Here is a 17,462-nt window from a genome sequence, read left to right as displayed (position 1 = left end):
CGTGAGCCGCTAGAGCATGGCCAGTCGCGACTTTAGAATGGCCGCCTGGGCCTCGGCCTCGGCCAGGGCATCGCGCGCCCCCTGGACAACGTCAGCCGGGGCCTTATCGACAAAGCCAGCATTGCTCAGCCGCCCCGAGAGCGACTTGATTTCGGCCTCGACTTTGCCCAGGTCTTTCTCGACTTTGGCCCTGAGGGCGTCGACATCGACCACGCCAGTCAGGGGAATTAGCACCTGCACCGTGCCGGTTACTCCAGCAAATAGCTTTTGGGGCGGTTCAGTTGTTTCTGCGGCCGGGGCGATCGCGCCGCTACTGCCGTTTTGCGACTCTATAGGTGCAGGAACGGGCCGCGATCGGGGCGGGGTCAGTTGAGAGGATGGCGAGTCAGCGCCTAGCACCCTGCGTCGCCAGGTCTGGTAGGTTTGGCCGAGCCGCTGGCGATCGCTCCCCGTGAGCAAATTCTGCCGCACAAAGTTAAACACGACCCAAAAGCCGACCAGCTCCATCAGCGGGCCAAAAATCGGGGTGCTGTCTACGGCTGTCACCAAAGCCCCGGCAAACTTGAGCCCCACCAGCCCGGCAAAAATCCACAGCAGGGTAAAAGCCGGACGGCGAATGTCGGCAAAGAAGGACCCGGCGTAGTGCAGGGGCTCTTCAAACAGAGGCAGCATGGTGTGCCAAAAATCCTGCACCTCGGCCACCACGGGGTTGTCGCTGAGCTTTGCCAAAGGACTGGGTTCTGCCCCCGCTTCGAGGGCGTGGGCGGTGGAAACGGGCTGCTTGCCACCCAAAATGACCAGGGTGTCGATTTTGCCCAGGTCTTTGATGTAGTCGGCGGTGTCGTGCAGAATGTGGCGCTCGGCGGCGCTGTCGCTTTCCAGAATGGTTTCGATGCGCAGGCTGGGCTTGATGCCCGCCTCGGCCCGCAGGTTGCGCACGGTGCGCACGGTGTTAAACACCAGGGCAAACTGCTGCTCTAGGGCATCGTCAATACGGTCAGGCTGCACCGCTGGGTAGGGCTGCACGGCCAAAAACTGGTCGTCGCCCACCTGGTTGAGGGTGTGCCACAGCTCCTCGGTAATGTGGGGCATAAACGGGTGCAGCAGCTTGAGAATGCCATCGAGCACAAAGGCCAGGGTCTGCTGAGCTGCGGTAAACTTTTCCGATCCCTCGCCCTGCAGGCGCGGCTTGACCAGCTCGATGTACCAGTCGCAGAAGTCGCCCCAGACAAATTCGTAGAGTTCCTTAGCGGCTTCGCCCATGCCGTACTGGTCGAGGTTGTCGCGCACGCTCTGCACCACCCGGTTAAAGCGGGAGAGAATCCAGCGATCGGCCAGCTCCAGCCTGTCTAGATCGGGCGCGCCCAGGCTGGCGGGAGACTGCCCGCCCAGGTTCATCATCACAAAGCGGGAGGCGTTCCACAGCTTGTTGGTGAAGTTGCGGCTGGCTTCGACTGAGGCCGATTCGTCGGTGTTGCGATCGTACTCCAGGCGAATGTCCTGACCCGCTCCGGTGACTTCGCGAATCAGCGTGTAGCGCAGGGCGTCGGTGCCGTACTTATTGATCAGCACCAGCGGGTCAATGCCGTTGTTGGCCGACTTCGACATTTTTTTGTTGTTTTCGTCCCGCACCAGGCCGTGAATGTAGACGGTCTCGAAGGGCATGGTGTCGGTAAAATGCCCGGCCATCAGGGTCATGCGAGCCACCCAGAAAAAGATGATATCGAAGCCGGTGACCAGGGTGGTGGTGGGGTAGTAGGTCTGGAAATCCTGAGCCGATTCGTCGGGCCAGCCCATGGTGGAAAAGGGCCACAGACCTGACGAAAACCAGGTGTCGAGCACGTCGGGGTCGCGCACCAGATCCACCCATTCGCCAAAGCGCTCGGTGGCCTTGGCCCTGGCCTCTGCTTCCGTCGCGGCCACCACAAAGGGCGTGTCGTCGGTGATTTCGCCGTTGGTTTCGCTCACGGCATACCAGGCGGGAATCTGGTGGCCCCACCAGAGCTGGCGCGAGATGCACCAGTCTTTAAGGTTCACCAGCCAGTCGCGGTAAACCTTAGTCCAGCGCTCGGGCACAAACTTAGGTTCCTGGCGGTTGTCGAGATAGTCGAGCGCTTTGTCTGCCAGGGGGCGAATCTTCACGAACCACTGAGTTGAGAGCAGTGGCTCGATGGGCACCTTGCCGCGATCGCTGTAGGGCACCGTGTGGCGGTAGTCCTCGATACGCACCAAAAAACCCTCGTTATCGAGCTGACGCACCACCGCACTGCGGGCCTCGAAGCGGTCTAGCCCCTGAAAGTGGGCGGTGTTTTCGTTCATGGTGCCGTCTTTGTTCATGACGGTGATCATGGGCAGGTTGTGGCGCTGGCCCATGGCAAAGTCGTTGAGGTCGTGGGCGGGGGTGACTTTGACACAGCCGGTGCCAAAGTCGGCATCCACATACTCATCGGCAATCACCGGAATTTCGCGGTTGACAATCGGCAGCGTCAGGGTTTTGCCCACCATATCGCGGTAGCGATCGTCGTTGGGGTTAACCGCCACCGCCGTGTCGCCCAGCATCGTTTCGGGGCGGGTGGTGGCTACTTCTAGGTAGCCGGAGCCGTCGGTGAAGGGGTAGCGGAAGTGCCACAGATGGCCGTCCACCTCCCGCTGCTCCACCTCCAGGTCAGATACCGCCGACTGGCTGGCGGGGCACCAGTTGACCATGTAGTTGCCCCGGTAGATCAGCTCCTCGTCGTAGAGCTGGGTAAAGGCGGTCAGCACCGCAGTGTTGAGCCCTTCATCCATGGTGAAGCGCTCGCGGCTCCAGTCGACCGAGACGCCCAGCTTGCGCAGCTGGTTGACGATGGTGCCGCCCGACTCAGCCTTCCATTCCCAGGCGCGCTCCAGATAGCGATCGCGCCCCACATCCTCCTTCTTCAACCCCTCGGCCTGGAACTGCCGATCTAAAATTGCGCTGACCGCAATGCTGGCGTGGTCGGTGCCGGGCAGCCACAGGGTGTTGCGCCCGGCCATGCGCTGGTAGCGTACCAGAGTATCGATCAGGGCGTTCTCAAAGGCGTGGCCCATGTGCAGGCTGCCGGTCACGTTCGGCGGCGGAATCACCACGCAGTAGGGCTCGCCCGGATGGTCGGGGTCGGCTTTAAAGACCTGGTTTGACTCCCACCGAGTTTGCCACTTCGTCTCGGTTTGAGTGGGGTCATACTGGGCAGAAAGGGCGGGAATGGAGGCCGTCATCGCAAAACCTGGAGCGTGGAACCGTGTTAACAGACAGTGTACCTATCGATTCTGCCATTTTAATAACTGTTGTTCGGTCCCTGGCGGTTGCCTCGGCGCTCCTGGCTGACGGCGATCGCCCAATCCTCATACATCCAGCAGGGCCAAAGCCCCCTGCAGCTGCTCTTTAACCGAGTCCGCCGATCGCGCCAGCGCCTCCTGCTCATCGGCCGTCAGCGACAGTTCGAAAATCTCTTCAACGCCCCCCTGCCCCAGGCGACAGGGCACCCCCAGGTATAGGTCGTCGAGGCCGTACTGGCCGCTCAAGCGGGCCGCCAGGGGCAGAATGCGTCGCTGATGCCGCAGTATCGCCTCCACCATCACGCAGGCCGACGAGGCTGGGGCGTAGTAAGCACCGCCCTGCTTGAGCAGCTGCACAATCTCAGCGCCGCCGTTGCGGGTGCGATCGATGAGCGTGGCCAGGCGATCGGCGCTGATCAGCTCGCCCACCGGAATGCCGCTGACGGTAGTGTAGCGGGGCAGGGGCACCATTAAGTCGCCGTGACCACCCAACACCATCGCCGATACATCCTGGGGGGGTACTCCCAGTTCCCAGGCGATAAAGCGTTGAAACCGGGCCGAGTCGAGCACCCCGGCCATGCCTATCACCCGCTGGGAGGGCAGCCCGCTGGCTTTCCAAGCCAGGTAGGCCATCACATCGAGCGGATTGGTCACCACGATAATGCTGGCTAGGGGTGACACCGACAGGGCCTGGCGCACCGTCTCGATCACAATCTTGCCGTTGGTCTGGGTGAGGTCGTCGCGGGTCATGCCAGGGCGGCGGGGCAGCCCGGCGGTAATTACCACAATGTCGGAATTGGCGGTGTCCTGGTAATCGTTGGTGCCCACAATGGTGCGGTTGTGGCCTTCGCTACCCGCCGCCTGGGCCAAATCTAGCGCTACGCCCTGGGGTCTCCCCGCCACGATGTCGATCAGCACCACGTTGGCTAAGTTGTGTTCGAGCACGCGCTGGGCCAGGGTGCTGCCCACGTTGCCAGCCCCCACGACTGTGACCTGTCTAGACGAGTGAACAGACGAAACAGAGTGAGCGGTCATGGCGTTAATAGGGATTTTTAGGAGTAGGTCGAGATAGTAGCGATCGCGCGGCCCGGCCGTTTGGGCAACCAGGTCAGCAGAGATACGCCCATATTTTGGCGGATGTCAGGCCGTTTAGCCCCCCTCCGTTGTGATTTAGATCATGACCCCAGGTGACCGATACACTGCGCTTTTGTGATTGCCCAGCCCTTCTGAAAATGCTTACTGACACTTCATAATCTAGTCATCAGCGACTTCAGAAAAATAGGGGATGCTTAGACATATGGTGATCCCCGTACATCGTGAAAATTTGTAGGATAGGTATCCCGCCTGTACGGGCAGGATGCCTGGTTTCTATTCACAAACCAATTCCGATTGCCGTCGCTCCTGAAAATCGTTCCTCAAAAGCGTTCCTGCTATGAAAAATATCGCCTCCCTAAACGGCCCCCTAGTGGCGGCGGGGGTAGTTCCTGCAGAAGCTGTTCCACCCGATCACGATAGCAGTGCTCTAGTGGCCGATATTGCCGTATCGCCGGAGTGCACCATTCGTCTCTTCAGTGCTGGCGACACCATTTTCACAGAGGGCAGCTCTGCCGACCGGGCCTACATTATCGAGTCGGGCTACGTCGAAATTTTTGTGGGTTCTGGGGAAGATTCCCTGCAGCTCAGCGTGCTGGGGCCAGGCGACATTTTTGGTGAAATGGGCATTATCGATGCCGCGCCCCGGTCGGCCTCAGCCAAGGCCATCTGCCCCTGCCGCTGCATTGTAGTATCTGCGGCCCAGGTGGCCGAGCGCATAGAATCGTCATCGCCCATGGTGCGGCTGTTTATTTCTATGTCGCTGCACCGCAACCGGGCCTACAATGCCTACCTTAAAGCGCTAGCCACCCCTCACGTAGGCCTGCCTCGCCCCGCCGTCTCCGAAAAAACCTACGCCAAAAATCAGCAGTACCAGCAAATTTTAGACGATATTAAACTAGAGGCCGATCTGCAAAATGCCGTGCGCAACGACGAGCTTTTTCTGGTGTATCAGCCGCTTCTAAATCTGCACAATCGAAGGGTAATTGGGTTTGAGTCGCTGCTGCGGTGGCAATGCCCCCAGCGAGGTTTGGTGAACCCCCAACAATTTATTGCACTGGCGGAAGAAACAACGCTGATTTTGCCTATGGGCGACTGGATATTAGAGCATTCCTGCGCCGATTTGCGGCGTTTTCAAGACCAGCTCGATCGCATTGGCCAGAGCAGCGCCGATTTTTTTATTAGTATCAATATTTCAGTGCGGCAGTTTCAGCAGCCCGACTTTTTTGATCGGCTCATGGCCTGCACCCAGCGCCATCAAGTTAAGGCCCAACAAATTAAGCTTGAGGTCACCGAGCGCGTCTTTTTAGATGAGATAGAAGCAATCGATTCGATTGGTAAGTGCAGAGCCGCCGGGTTTGAGGTTTCGCTCGACGACTTTGGCACCGGCTACTCCAGCCTCAACTATCTAGAGCGTTGCGAAATTGACTGCCTCAAGATCGACAGGTCGTTTATTCAAAAGCTGTGTACCAGCGATCGCGCCAAAATCTTGGTCAGCGCAATCATCGACATCGCCCGCCAGCTGGGCCTACCCACCGTGGCCGAAGGCATAGAAACCCCAGCCCAGATGGTGGCTCTGCAGGCTATGGGCTGCGAGATTGGTCAGGGCTTCTTGTTCAGCCATCCCCTGCCGCTGACGGAGGCGTTAGGGCTGGTGGGCCAGCCCCTGGCGATCGCTCCGGTTAACCCCGCCTAGAGCGGCCGGCGGCGATCGCCACCTGGCGGGTGGGCAACAGGCTGCGCTGGGCCAGATAGTCTTGCAGCTGGCGGGGCGTCATCTTGCACAGGTCTTTGGCCAGTTCTTGCACCTGCAGCCGCCCGTTTGCCCCCGCCAAACAGTCGCGCAAAATACCTAAAATCTGCGGCTCTGCCACCAGCACCAGGGTGTTGAGTTCGTAGGCTGTCGCCAGAGACTCCATCTGCGCCGCGATCGCCTGGGCAAAGCGGCGCTCAAATTCCACCAGATGATTGCTGCGGTGGTCGTCATAGCTGTGGCCGCCGCCGCCGCTGCCTCGGTTGCGGCCCGTCTTGGTATTGGCCCACAGGTCTTGGCCCGCCATTTCTATCGCTGGGTTGAGCAATTCGCAACGTTCGGTCAGGTCAGGACCAGACTCTAACTCGGGGGCTTCTAGGGGTTCTAGCGTTAAGAACCGAGCTTTGGCACCATCCACTACGGCTACGAGGAAGCGAGTCATAGGATCTCCGTTGCTATTGGGTTTCGTGGTGATCCTAACAACTTGAGGGGAGGCTATGGGAAGCACGTATAAAGGTTAATTTCTATTCAAGAAGAGTTAAAAAAAACGTGCGTACAGGGGCACTGTCTGTTTCCGTCAATGCCGTTTGGCGTTGATTTGAATAGCGTTTTATTACAACAGCTCAACAGTGTGAGGGGTTCATGGCGTTTAGATCAAGCGGAGACGGTGGGCAACTGAAGCGGTAATGCGATCGCCAATTTTACCGAAGTACGCGAGTGGAGCGCGTCATAGCCCACTGTGCGCATCAACAAGGTTGTGCGCGTACTTACTAGCTACATATTGGCAGAACAGAATTAACAGTCAGCTCGCTAACGCTAGTTCGTAGTGCAGCGCTAGCAACTCGTCTGGTTTTAGAATCGCTACGGCGTATTCACGTCCCTTTGAATCGGCGAATTCAACCAAGTAGCTGGGCTGATCGCCAGCATAGACCTCTAGCACAGTGCCGACTTGCCCAACCGGTAAGTGCTGAATAGATTGATACTCAGACTCAACTAAAGTCAGGCGATCGCGAGCGATCGGCTTTAGGTTTGCAACCGTATCAAGGCTAGTCAGGGCTGGCATAAGACTTACTTAATAAAGGCTGACACTAAACGAGGGTTAGATTGATCAACGCGAATTTCCCAAAGGGCTCGTAGCACAACAGAGCCTTGATTGTCTATTGCCCAATCTACCTTATACAGCTGGCCAAACGCAGTTCTATCCTGCTGAACGACTTCTCCTTCAGCTGCCGCTTGAGCAATAAGCTGTTGCAATTCATCGGCGTTATCAACTGTGATGCCTAACGCTGATGCAAAGACTCTAGCTTTGTGCTTACCCGACGAATGATTTGGATTTAGGCAATAATTCGTTAGTTTATCTATAGGGATAACCGCGTACGCTCCATTTGGCAACTTCATGCGTCTATCCTTAAAACCAAATTGGCTCCGCTACGCCAACCTTACAGCAGCATTGCAGCCCGCTCGGCCAGGCTCGATCGCTCCCCTTTAGTTAGGCTGATGTGCCCTGCCAGGGCTTCACCCTTGAAACGCTCGACTACGTAGGTGAGGCCGTTGCTCGACGCATCGACGTAGGGGTTATCGATCTGCTCGGGGTCGCCTGTGAGAATAATTTTGGTGCCTTCCCCGGCTCGGGTGAGAATGGTTTTGACCTCGTGGGGGGTAAGGTTTTGCGCCTCATCCACAACGAGAAACTGCTTGGGAATCGATCGCCCGCGAATGTATGTCAAGGGCTCAATCTGCAATAGCCCCTGCTCGATCATTTCTTCGTGACCGCGCCGCCAGTGTTCGGGGCGACCGCGCATATCCTGGGTGCCAAAAATCAGGTCAAAGTTGTCGTAGAGGGGCTGCATCCAGGGGTTGAGCTTGTCGCGAATATCGCCGGGCAAATAGCCAATGTCGCGGCCCAAAGGCACGATCGGGCGAGCGATCAGCAGGCGCGAGTAGAGGCGCTCGTCGGCCACCTTTTGCACCCCGGCGGCGATCGCAAGCAGCGTCTTGCCCGTACCCGCCTTACCCACCAGCGTCACCATCGAAATTGAATCCTGCAACAGCAGCTCAAAGGCAAAGCGCTGCTCACGGTTGCGGGGCTGCACCCGCGACACCCCAGCGTGGGGCAGTTTGCCCAGGGGCACCAGCTTGCCGCTGCTGCCCTGCACCAGGGCCAGGGCGGTGTGGGTGGGGTTGGCCTCATCCACCAGGGTAATGGCCTGATTGGGGTACAGCGGCACATCCAGCCTCAGGTGACCGTCGCCAAACAGCTGGCTAATCGCCTCGGCGGAGGTCATCACCTCCAGGGTGCCAGTGTAAAGGTCGTCAATATCGACCTTGTCAGTTTCGTAGTCTTCAGCCACCAGGCCCACGGCATCGGCCTTAATGCGCAGGTTGGTGTCTTTGCTGACCAGCACCACGGGCATATCGTGGTGGTGCTTGTACTCCATTGCCACAGCGAGAATGGCGTTGTCGCCCTGGTCGCCCTCCAGCTCAGCGGGCAGCTGGCGCAGAGTGTCGCGGTGGCACAGGGCTACTTTCAGGGTGCCGCCCTGCTCCAGGGGAACGCCCTGCACCAGCGAGCCCTGCTGGCGCAGTTCATCCAGCGTGCGCGACACGTAGCGGGCGTTGCGGCCGGTGTCAGCGGTGCCCTTTTTAAAGCGATCGAGCTCTTCGATAATGGTGATGGGTAGCACCACATCATTGTCCTCAAACCTGAACATTGCCATCGGATCGTGAAGCAATACGTTGGTATCGAGAACGAATACTTTTTTCATAAAGTAGGGCGACACGTGGGACAGTGTGCCCGACCCACAGAAACGGTGAGGACGCCCGCTGGTGCGGGTTTACGGCCTGGGTCGGGCTATTTTCAGGAACGCAAAATAGATGTCAATTCCTGGGAACACAGCAATTCTGCGGACTTTCGAGACAATGCCCCGACCACAATCCTAGAATGGCTGTTTAGACACTGTAGCGGATTTCCTTCTAATTCCTGAAAAGTATAGCGGTGGCCCGTTCGCTGAGGACATTGTTGGCCGTCATTAGCAAAAACTCGGGCGGCGAACTGGCGTATAGCCATCGCTTCAGAAACTCTGGAAGGTCTTACCATACTGGCGATGGCTACAGCTGTGCAGCCAGGGCTAGATCAGGGCTGCCCGTCCTCGTTTACTATGGCCTATGAGTTGCTACCATTAAGCCCGCCCCGTCACCTCAGGAGCCCCCATGCGTCTATCCCAAATGCTGTTTGTCACCCTGCGGGAAGAACCGGCCGAGGCTGAGATTCCTAGCCATAAGCTGCTGCTGCGGGCGGGCTATATGCGGCGGATCACCAGCGGGGTCTACGCCTATCTGCCCCTGCTCTGGCGGGTGCTGAACAAAATTTCCGACATTGTGCGCGACGAAATGAACGCGACCGGCGCACAGGAGTGCCTGCTGCCCCAGCTTCAGCCTGCTGAGCTGTGGCGAGAGTCGGGCCGGTGGGACACCTATACCAAGGCCGAGGGCATTATGTTCTCGCTGGTCGATCGCCGCCAGCAGGAGGTTGGCCTTGGCCCTACCCACGAGGAGGTGATCACCACGATCGCCCGCGACATGGTGCGCTCCTACCGACAGCTACCGCTGCATCTCTACCAGATTCAGACCAAGTTTCGCGATGAGATTCGGCCCCGCTTTGGCCTTATGCGCGGCCGCGAGTTCATTATGAAAGACGGCTACTCGTTCCATACCGACGAGAGCAGCCTCAAAGAGACTTACCAGGAAATGTACACCGCCTACAGCAACATTCTGCGCCGCTGTGGCCTGGAGTTTCGGGCGGTGGATGCGGATTCGGGGGCGATCGGTGGGTCGGGCTCGACCGAGTTTATGGTGCTAGCTGAGGCGGGCGAAGACGAAGTGCTCTACACCGAAGACGGCAAGTACGCCGCCAACGTAGAGAAGGCCGTGTCGCGCCCCGTCGATGCAGTGCCTTCAACCTTTACTAAGTTTGAAAAACTCGATACGCCCAATACCCCCACGATTGAGTCGCTGGCCACGTTTCTCAAGTGCTCGCCCACTCAGATCGTGAAGAACGTGCTGTACCAGGCGGTATTTGACAATGGCCGGGTGCTGCTGGTGATCGTCAGCATTCGCGGCGACCAGGATGTCAACGAGGTGAAGCTCACCAATGAGCTAGCCAAATTGGCCACTGACTACGGCGGTACCGCCGTGCTGTCGCTGGCAGTGCCCGACGAGGAGGCCCAGCGCCAGTGGGCGGCCCAGCCCCTGCCCCTGGGCTATATGGCCCCCGACCTGGGCGACGACTATATTAAGGGCGGCAAAGATATTGAGCCTAAGTTTCTGCGACTGTGCGATCGCACCGCTGAACCCCTGAAAAACTTTGTCACCGGCTCCAACGAGTCGGGCTACCACACCGTGGGCGGCAACTGGGGCAAAGACTTTACCCTGCCCAAAATCGTGGTCGATGTGCGCAAGGCGGCGGCGGGCGATCGCGCCCTGCACGACCCCAGCCAAACCCTGCAAACCGCGCGCGGTATCGAGATTGGCCACATTTTTCAGCTGGGTACCAAATACTCCCAGGCGTTGGGGGCCACCTACACCAGCGAAAGCGGCGCTGAGCACCCCCTGGTGATGGGCTGCTACGGGGTGGGGGTGTCGCGCCTGGCCCAGGCGGCGGTGGAGCAGTCCTACGACAAAAACGGCATTGTGTGGCCGGTGGCGATCGCGCCCTACCAGGCGATCGTGGTGATTCCCAACATGGGCGACGACCTGCAGGTCGAAGCCGCCAAGGCGATCTACAAAGAGCTGCTGGCGGTGGGAGTCGAGGCGCTGCTCGACGATCGCGACGAGCGAGCCGGGGTCAAGTTCAAAGACGCTGACCTGATTGGCATTCCCTACCGCATTGTCACCGGGCGCGCCCTGGGCGATGGCAAGGTTGAGGTGGTCGAGCGGTCCACCGGCATTGTGCAAGAAGTAGCCCTGGCCGAGGTCGTGGCCCTGGTCAAGGGCTGGATTGACGACGAACTGCTGGCCAGTCGCTAGCCCCACCTACCTAGGACGGACTATGGAACTGATCACCATAATTCTCTCGGCCCTGCTGGGGGTGGTGGGTAGTGGAGGCGTGGTGGTCGACACCCTGGCCGAGGCTGCCCTGCGCGATCAGCTAGCCGGGGCCGAAACCTTAGAGGTGCGCATCGACAATGTGCCCAACTACCAGCTGGCAGGCGGTCGCATCGACCACACCCGGATCGCCGCCCGGGGGGTCGAAACCCGGCAGCTGCCCGGCCTGCGCATTGACTCTATAGATATAGAAACCGACGCCGTAGATGTCGATCTCGGTCGCCTGCGCCAGGGCGAACTGGTGCTGGATGAACCGGCCCAGGCGGCGCTGCGTCTGCGCCTGAACGACGACGATTTGAATGCCTTCCTTCAGTCGCCCCTAGTGCAGGGCTGGCTCGATACGCTGCAATTTAACCTGCCGGGGGCCGTGGGGGAGCGTGAACAAAACCGCTACGGCCTGGCCAACCCGTCGCTGAAGTTTCTAGAGGGCGATCGCTTTCGTGTTGTGGTCGATCTCCAAGATCGGGTTACCCAGGAAAACATTGCCATTAGCATCGACCTGGGGCTGACTGTTCTCAACGGCCATCGGTTTGCCCTAGTCGACCCCATCATTACCGTAGACGGCGAAGACACCCCGCCCCAGCTGCTCGAATCGTTTGTGCAGGGGGCACAGGAACGCCTTACCCTGCGGCGGCTAGAGGCGCTGGGCGTGGTTGCCCGCGTGATCAACTTCAAAGTGCGTGACAATGAGCTAGATATTGCCATTTTTGCCAGAATAGATCCAACCTCCCCCTTGTTATCTCGACAGCCAGCTCAAGAAGCTGTCCCTCCTCTGCCCTAAGCTCGCTTGGGGTGACCTAGGCTTAGAATGTGACTTCCGTTTGGTAACTCACCATGCACTACAGAAATAAGCTACGGCAAATTCCCCTCGGCATTCTGGCTGGTTTGACCACCCTAGTGCTGGCCTCGGGCGGATCTGTGGCCTGGTTTACCTGGCGTGCCCTCAACCCAACGCCCCCGGTAGCCGAGTTTCCAAATATCGACATCGAGACCGATCCTATGCTGGCGCTGCCAGAGGTTTCGGCCCCATTAACGACCCCCAGCGTTGAAGAAACGGCTCCCAAAGACCCTGTCACCCAGCCCGCCCCAGCCGAAGTGACCGGCCAGGTCTACTGGCTCAAAGACAACGGGACAAGCTTTGAACTGGTGGCTCAGCCTATTACCGTCGCAGCCAGTGCCTCGCCCTCAGAGCAGGTTACCGCAGCCTTTGGCGATCTGCTCTCCAAGTCAGGCGACCCCAGCCAGCAGGCGTTTAGCACCATTCCTGAACAAACCCAGCTGCTTGACGCCTCCGTCGAGGCCGACGGTGTCCACGTCGATTTGTCGAGTGAGTTTGAAACCGGCGGCGGCAGCGCTGCGATGATGGGTCGTTTGGGCCAGGTGATCTACACCGCTACCGCGTTTAACCCCGATGCTCCCGTGTGGATTTCGGTAGACGGCAAACCGCTGACCCTGCTGGGCGGCGAGGGGCTTGAAGTCAGCCAGCCCATGACCCGCAGCGACTTCGACGAGAGCTTTGCGCTGTAGCCCGCTAACTCTGGCTAAGCGAAGTCGAAGCCCGGTAACTGAATGCAGCCAAAGCCTGGTGACTGAGCGAAGTCGAGGCCTAGTGGCTGAATGCAGCCGAAGCCTGGTGGCTGAGCGAAGTCGAAGCCAGCGTGCTCACCTGCGGCGGAACGGTCTACAATGAGTACCCATGTTCCACCCCTAGAGCGCCCTATGGATTTGTTCGCTACGGCCCTGCCCCCCTGTCGCCTTGGCAAAGTGGTGAAGTCTAATTCCCACTGCGACTACGTGGTACAGGTTGACGATGCCCAGGATGTCTGTTCGCCGCCAACGCCGGAAGACTGCGGCTTTGGTCAGTTCGTCAGCTTTGACAACGACAGCCGTCACTGGGCCGTGGGGCTGGTGTACAACTCGCAGTTATTCAATCCGCTATTCTTTAACAGCGGACCTCGGCTCTCTAGCGAACCCGACCCGCTGTTTACCCCCGACCTGGTGCAGGAAACTCGCACCCTGCTGGGGGTAGTGCTGGTGGGTACCCTTGAGGGCGAGGGCAACCAGCGCTACGGCAAACACGGCATTCCTCGGGTGGTGGTGCCAGCCAACACGCCTGTGTACTGCCTATCGCCGGAGCAGGTTCACAGCTTTCACTGCAATCAGGATGGGCAAACGCAGTTCAGCTACTACAGCCACCTGCTTCGGTCAGGGGGTATGTTTGCCGCCCAGCTCGCCCAACAAGTGCTGGCCGAATTGGTAGACAGCGGTCTGTTTACCGGGGCCGACCAAAAGGCGCTGATGGTGCTGGGCAAAGAGCTAAGCTGGAAAAATACGCTGGGGGCCATTCGGTAGATTAAGCCGCCGTTTAGCCCCCGTTTGGTTATCGTATCAGCAGCCTAGAAGCCCAAGGATGCAGACAGATCGGCGATCGCAGCATTAAGCTCAGCTTCCGTTGGCAGCAGGGCCGCCAGGTCAACAGTGCTGCTCGCAATAGTCGATCCCAGCGCTGCCAAGTCCTGCCCCAGCGGCGACATAGACAGAGTGTCTAACAGGTCTCTCAGGTTGTCGATTATCGCTGGCCCGCCGGGAATCCCCTCGGGCAGGGGTAGTTCCACACCGCCATTCCCAGGGTTGGTCAGATCGTCGGGCTTCTCGCCCACCACTGGGTTGGCCATGGCCACGAAACCAAGCAGATTGCCAACGCCACCGCCAAGGGTGCCCAGGCTGGTGGCGGCTCCAGTCTCAAGGTCGATGGCGTAGAGGGTGCTGTCAGACACCGCAAAGGCAGCGTTGTCACCCTCGGCGGTGGAGAAAATATCGAACCCGCCGACCACGTCAAAATCAACTCCTAGATCCCCCACCGTCACCAGGGTGCCGTCGTTCGGGGGGCTTTGCAGCAGCAGCTGGTCGAGCAGCGGATCGATGTTGTACAGCGCCGTGCTGGTGGTGCCAGCAAAGGAATTGGTATAGGCTGCCGCCGTTACGTTAGGGTTAACCCCAGCGTTGGCGTCCTCCATAGCAAAGGCCAAGGTGCCGTCTTCAATCACCGCTCCAGTCTCCACATTGATGCGGAAGTTCTGGTCGTTGTCGCCCACCAGCCGCAGGCGATCGGCTACGGGGTTAAAGTCAAAGCCCGACACCACGCCGCCTTCGAAAGGCACCGACAGGGTGCTAACCAGAGTGGCCACATCATTAGTAGCGGCAAGGTTGCGCACAATGGGGCCATTCTCCCCGGCCATACCCTGGTGCAGGTGAATGGCACTCTGAGGATTGCCCTCACTGTCTGCCCCACCGACAGGCAAGAGAGGGGCACTCAGACCAGCAAAGGTACCCTGCACCCCCAGCTGGCCAGTAGCAACGTCATAAATAGCATCAAAGGAGCCGGTAGCAGGCCCATCGGGTACTGCAGTGCCCACCTGCTGAGCTTCTTCAATCGGCACCCCCAGCTCAACTACATCGCCCTCCACGGCGACAGCGACTTGACCGCGCAGTTCGCCCCCGCCAAAACTGTCGGTGTGGAGATTGACGTATAGAGCCTGATCGAGCAGCAGAGCCTCTTCTTCTTCCGTCAGAGTAAAGGTGCCGCCGAAGCTGCCGTCGTCATTTACGGTAAAGTTGCGCAGAATGGGGCCATTTTCACCCGCTACCCCGCGATGGAGATGAATAGAACTTTGGGGGTTACCTTCGACGTCAGTGTTGCCAACGGGCATGAGCCCTGCGGTTAAATCACTAAAGGTGCCGCTGATCTGCAGGGTGTTGGAAGCGTCGTCATAGACCACGTCGAAACGGCCCATGGCTGGACCATCCGGCGGCGGTGCCATAGCGCCAACTTCCTGGGCTTCCTCTAGGGGCAGGCCAAAGGCAACGATATCGTTTTCGGGTTGAACATTGAGCTGCCCGCGCAGTTCGCCGCCGCCAAAGGCTGCGGTGTGCAGGTTGAGGTAAAAGCCGTCGTCTAGCAGCACGGCGGCTTCGTCTTGAGTTAGCGTGAACAGACCGCTGAAGTCGCCAGAGCTAAACCCATCGGGGTTGAGGGTATAGAGCTGATTGGCTGTAGTGAGACCGTAGATCAACCCGTCGGCTGGGCGGGTGTCAATGCCAATTAGGGTGCCATCAATGCCGGTGACTGGAGTAGACGTTGCTGAGCTGAGATCTTGGGGGTCAATAGAAATCAGCGAGTTGTTGTCAGTCAGAGCAATAAGACGTTGCATAGATGTCCTCGTTTGTAGACGCAGCATCGAAACGTTGATTGGGCTTTCAATTGCCTTGAGCAATCTCGCGGTGCTGTTAGGGCCATAGCCAGCAAAGTTTAAGGAGTGGCGCAAGCTGACCAGCACAACGCCAGGACAACCTACAGCCCAGCTGTTTAAGGCTCAGCCTGACGATGTCACAACCGAACTGAATACTAGGGCCGAGGGGCCGGTAAAGCTCTAAGTCGGCTGCCACAGAGGTATGACCAAAGGCAGCGCCAGAGGACATAACTTTGCTAGGCAATAGGCCAAACCCAGCACCGCCCTCAGTACGAAGAAGGACAGCAATTGGTTTCTCCAGCCAGCGTTTCTCTATCTAGAGAAAGAGAAGGAAGAGTTAGACAGCGCTTTGAGCGATCGCGACAGATCCAGGCTCAAGCCAGCGTAGCCAAGCACAGCAGCAGTGTTTCCGTCCATTCCACCGTGGCCCCGTAGGTATCGCCAGTGTGGCCCCCCAGGCAGCGATCGAGCCAGGCCCCGGTAGCTAGAGCCAGACCCAGACCACCAACTAGGCTAATCCCAACCAGCAGCAGTTGGTCAGGACACCTCCAGGCCCAGATACCGTGAACCGCCAGCGCTAGTCCTAACCCCAACAGCCAGTCCTGGGGCGATCGCAAATGTTCCCGATGCAGCGCCCCCTTGCCTTCGGCTCGCAGGTAGGGGTAGCGGGCGATCGCCACCACCTGCCCCCAGCGACCCCACACCATCGCCGCCACCAGCACCCCGCCGCGCCCAGTGGCTAGCTCGGCCAGGGCCAAAGTTTTAAGGCCGAGAATGGCGATCGCCGCCATCACCCCAAAGGCCCCGCTGTGGCTGTCGGCCATTGCCGCCAGTCGCCGCTCAGGGTCCATGACCGCTAGCCCATCGGCGGTATCCATCGCCCCATCCAGGTGCAGGCCGCCCGTTACCCACACCCCCAGCCCAATTACTAAAGCGCTGCGGGTCAGCGTCGGCATACCCAACTGCCCCAGGGCAAAATCGACGCCCACTAAGCCGAGGCCCAAGGCCAGTCCGACCACCGGAGCCAGCGGGGCGATGCCCTCAAAGCGCGGCTGCCACCCCGACGGCAACGGCAGCTTTGTGTAGAATAAAATGGATCCTCCCAGGCGAGCAAACCAGCCGGGTCGGGGGGAAGTTTCGCCGGGTTTCGCTGGGGGCAATGGAGTCATGGATCCACCTCTGCGCAGGGCAAAACATTTCAGCAAAATTACGCAGACTTCAGCATTCTCGCGGAATGCTTGGCCGTAGGGCTTTTGGCAGAATTAGCTCAGAATTTTCCACAGAGCTGAGCGATCGCCGGACAGATCATTCCCAGCGATATCGAGTATCGTGGATATAGACCCACAGGAGCGATCGCCGCGAGCCTCGCTCCAACCGCCAACGTAGCGTGGTTAAAAACCCATGAATCGCGAGCGTGCCAGCAATTTGAGCATCCCCGCTCCCTGTTTAATCGATAGCGGGGTCGTTGTCAACAAAACCGACATGCTCAGGCTACTGCAAGACCTGGGGCAGGTGCGATACCGGCACCTTCAAGACAGCATTCCGCTCTCTGAGGGCCAGGGGTTGGTCATGGAAGTGTTCGCTGATAGCCAGCAGGCCACACTCGTGGCTAATCATACACTCTATATCAACGTTTACAGCTTCGATTATCTTGAAATTGGTCAAACCGATGCCGATGGCAGCCACTTTGATCTAGTGCAAGACAACCGACGGCTACGCCTCATTCCGCTGTCAGATCCCATGCACGACCACGTTACGCGATCGGTCAACACTGCAGCTCTAGAGGCCATGGTTGCCGACGCGCTCTCCGCCAGTTGGGATGCCTGCCTTGACGACGACCACAACTTTTTAGAGTAATTTGTATCAAGGCCAGCGGTGGAATTTGCCTCATCAGCAAATTCCACCGCTGGCCTTGAATTTGGTTCAACTCAGAAGACTCAGTGCAAAGGGAAACGGCCCCACTTAGC

14 protein-coding genes are annotated in these 17,462 nt (G+C 58.8%); 6 read left to right on the top strand and 8 right to left on the bottom strand.

Annotation, left to right across the window (positions count from 1 at the left end; genetic code table 11):
* Positions 1 to 9 precede the first annotated feature (9 nt).
* The gene (locus IQ265_RS12250) at positions 10 to 3,237 is read right to left on the bottom strand and encodes a valine--tRNA ligase (RefSeq protein WP_194053850.1); all 3,228 of its coding nucleotides are present in this window, start codon (positions 3,235 to 3,237) and stop codon (positions 10 to 12) included.
* 126 nt (positions 3,238 to 3,363) lie between these two features.
* Positions 3,364 to 4,332, bottom strand: coding sequence for a malate dehydrogenase (gene mdh, locus IQ265_RS12245; protein ID WP_194053841.1), 969 nt, complete (start codon positions 4,330 to 4,332; stop codon positions 3,364 to 3,366).
* Positions 4,333 to 4,729: 397 nt separating this feature from the next.
* Between mdh and IQ265_RS12240 the strand changes: the two genes are divergently transcribed.
* A complete protein-coding gene (locus IQ265_RS12240) occupies positions 4,730 to 6,085 on the top strand; it encodes an EAL domain-containing protein (protein WP_194053839.1) in 1,356 nt (451 codons plus the stop codon).
* Here IQ265_RS12240 and IQ265_RS12235 read toward each other — a convergent pair.
* The 4 genes from IQ265_RS12235 to IQ265_RS12220 all read right to left on the bottom strand — a co-directional run bounded on the left by IQ265_RS12235 (position 6,072) and on the right by IQ265_RS12220 (position 8,907).
* Positions 6,072 to 6,584: a host attachment protein gene (locus tag IQ265_RS12235; RefSeq protein WP_194053837.1), complete on the bottom strand. Its 513-nt coding sequence runs from the start codon at positions 6,582 to 6,584 to the stop codon at positions 6,072 to 6,074. The two genes, IQ265_RS12240 and IQ265_RS12235, sit on opposite strands and share 14 nt — an antisense overlap.
* A gap of 360 nt (positions 6,585 to 6,944) precedes the next feature.
* On the bottom strand, positions 6,945 to 7,205 hold the full coding sequence (locus IQ265_RS12230) for a DUF4926 domain-containing protein (protein WP_194053835.1): 261 nt from the start codon (positions 7,203 to 7,205) through the stop codon (positions 6,945 to 6,947).
* Between the two features lie 5 nt (positions 7,206 to 7,210).
* The gene (locus IQ265_RS12225) at positions 7,211 to 7,540 is read right to left on the bottom strand and encodes a DUF6883 domain-containing protein (protein ID WP_194053833.1); all 330 of its coding nucleotides are present in this window, start codon (positions 7,538 to 7,540) and stop codon (positions 7,211 to 7,213) included.
* A 41-nt stretch (positions 7,541 to 7,581) separates the two neighbouring features.
* The gene (locus IQ265_RS12220) at positions 7,582 to 8,907 is read right to left on the bottom strand and encodes a PhoH family protein (RefSeq protein WP_194053831.1); all 1,326 of its coding nucleotides are present in this window, start codon (positions 8,905 to 8,907) and stop codon (positions 7,582 to 7,584) included.
* A gap of 445 nt (positions 8,908 to 9,352) precedes the next feature.
* Between IQ265_RS12220 and proS the strand changes: the two genes are divergently transcribed.
* The 4 genes from proS (at position 9,353) to IQ265_RS12200 (ending at position 13,597) form a co-directional block, all read left to right on the top strand.
* Entirely contained in the window at positions 9,353 to 11,167 is a 1,815-nt protein-coding gene (proS, locus tag IQ265_RS12215) for a proline--tRNA ligase (protein ID WP_194053829.1), read from the top strand.
* Positions 11,168 to 11,189: 22 nt separating this feature from the next.
* On the top strand, positions 11,190 to 12,026 hold the full coding sequence (locus tag IQ265_RS12210; RefSeq protein ID WP_194053827.1) for a DUF2993 domain-containing protein: 837 nt from the start codon (positions 11,190 to 11,192) through the stop codon (positions 12,024 to 12,026).
* Between the two features lie 53 nt (positions 12,027 to 12,079).
* On the top strand, positions 12,080 to 12,772 hold the full coding sequence (locus IQ265_RS12205; RefSeq protein ID WP_194053825.1) for a GerMN domain-containing protein: 693 nt from the start codon (positions 12,080 to 12,082) through the stop codon (positions 12,770 to 12,772).
* Between the two features lie 192 nt (positions 12,773 to 12,964).
* Positions 12,965 to 13,597, top strand: a complete 633-nt coding sequence (locus IQ265_RS12200; protein WP_194053933.1) for a hypothetical protein — start codon at positions 12,965 to 12,967, stop codon at positions 13,595 to 13,597.
* Between the two features lie 44 nt (positions 13,598 to 13,641).
* On the opposite strand, the gene IQ265_RS28780 is transcribed toward IQ265_RS12200, so the two are convergent.
* Both IQ265_RS28780 and cobS read right to left on the bottom strand, forming a co-directional pair.
* Complete coding sequence (locus IQ265_RS28780; RefSeq protein ID WP_228037831.1) at positions 13,642 to 15,456, bottom strand: DUF4394 domain-containing protein; 1,815 nt, start codon at positions 15,454 to 15,456, stop codon at positions 13,642 to 13,644.
* 413 nt (positions 15,457 to 15,869) lie between these two features.
* A complete protein-coding gene (gene cobS, locus IQ265_RS12180; protein WP_194053823.1) occupies positions 15,870 to 16,664 on the bottom strand; it encodes an adenosylcobinamide-GDP ribazoletransferase in 795 nt (264 codons plus the stop codon).
* 232 nt (positions 16,665 to 16,896) lie between these two features.
* On the opposite strand from cobS, the gene IQ265_RS12175 reads away from it, so the two are divergent.
* Complete coding sequence (locus IQ265_RS12175) at positions 16,897 to 17,352, top strand: hypothetical protein (protein WP_194053821.1); 456 nt, start codon at positions 16,897 to 16,899, stop codon at positions 17,350 to 17,352.
* Positions 17,353 to 17,462: the final 110 nt, after the last annotated feature.

It is taken from the genome of Nodosilinea sp. LEGE 06152 (genome assembly GCF_015207525.1).
Classification (GTDB): domain Bacteria; phylum Cyanobacteriota; class Cyanobacteriia; order Phormidesmidales; family Phormidesmidaceae; genus Nodosilinea.
The sequence above is the reverse complement of the archived record's forward strand: the minus strand, read 5'-3'. Positions and strand labels throughout refer to the sequence as shown.

Excerpts from the sequence above, each read along its gene's own strand:
- IQ265_RS12235 (WP_194053837.1), bottom strand. The coding sequence starts at position 6,584 with ATGACTCGCTTCCTCGTAGCCGTAGTGGATGGTGCCAAAGCTCGGTTC.
- mdh (WP_194053841.1), bottom strand. The coding sequence starts at position 4,332 with ATGACCGCTCACTCTGTTTCGTCTGTTCACTCGTCTAGACAGGTCACA.
- IQ265_RS12220 (WP_194053831.1), bottom strand. The coding sequence starts at position 8,907 with ATGAAAAAAGTATTCGTTCTCGATACCAACGTATTGCTTCACGATCCG.
- IQ265_RS12225 (WP_194053833.1), bottom strand. The coding sequence starts at position 7,540 with ATGAAGTTGCCAAATGGAGCGTACGCGGTTATCCCTATAGATAAACTA.
- cobS (WP_194053823.1), bottom strand. The coding sequence starts at position 16,664 with ATGACTCCATTGCCCCCAGCGAAACCCGGCGAAACTTCCCCCCGACCC.
- IQ265_RS12200 (WP_194053933.1), top strand. The coding sequence starts at position 12,965 with ATGGATTTGTTCGCTACGGCCCTGCCCCCCTGTCGCCTTGGCAAAGTG.
- IQ265_RS12210 (WP_194053827.1), top strand. The coding sequence starts at position 11,190 with ATGGAACTGATCACCATAATTCTCTCGGCCCTGCTGGGGGTGGTGGGT.
- IQ265_RS12230 (WP_194053835.1), bottom strand. The coding sequence starts at position 7,205 with ATGCCAGCCCTGACTAGCCTTGATACGGTTGCAAACCTAAAGCCGATC.
- IQ265_RS12175 (WP_194053821.1), top strand. The coding sequence starts at position 16,897 with ATGAATCGCGAGCGTGCCAGCAATTTGAGCATCCCCGCTCCCTGTTTA.
- IQ265_RS12250 (WP_194053850.1), bottom strand. The coding sequence starts at position 3,237 with ATGACGGCCTCCATTCCCGCCCTTTCTGCCCAGTATGACCCCACTCAA.
- proS (WP_194053829.1), top strand. The coding sequence starts at position 9,353 with ATGCGTCTATCCCAAATGCTGTTTGTCACCCTGCGGGAAGAACCGGCC.
- IQ265_RS12240 (WP_194053839.1), top strand. The coding sequence starts at position 4,730 with ATGAAAAATATCGCCTCCCTAAACGGCCCCCTAGTGGCGGCGGGGGTA.
- IQ265_RS12205 (WP_194053825.1), top strand. The coding sequence starts at position 12,080 with ATGCACTACAGAAATAAGCTACGGCAAATTCCCCTCGGCATTCTGGCT.
- IQ265_RS28780 (WP_228037831.1), bottom strand. The coding sequence starts at position 15,456 with ATGCAACGTCTTATTGCTCTGACTGACAACAACTCGCTGATTTCTATT.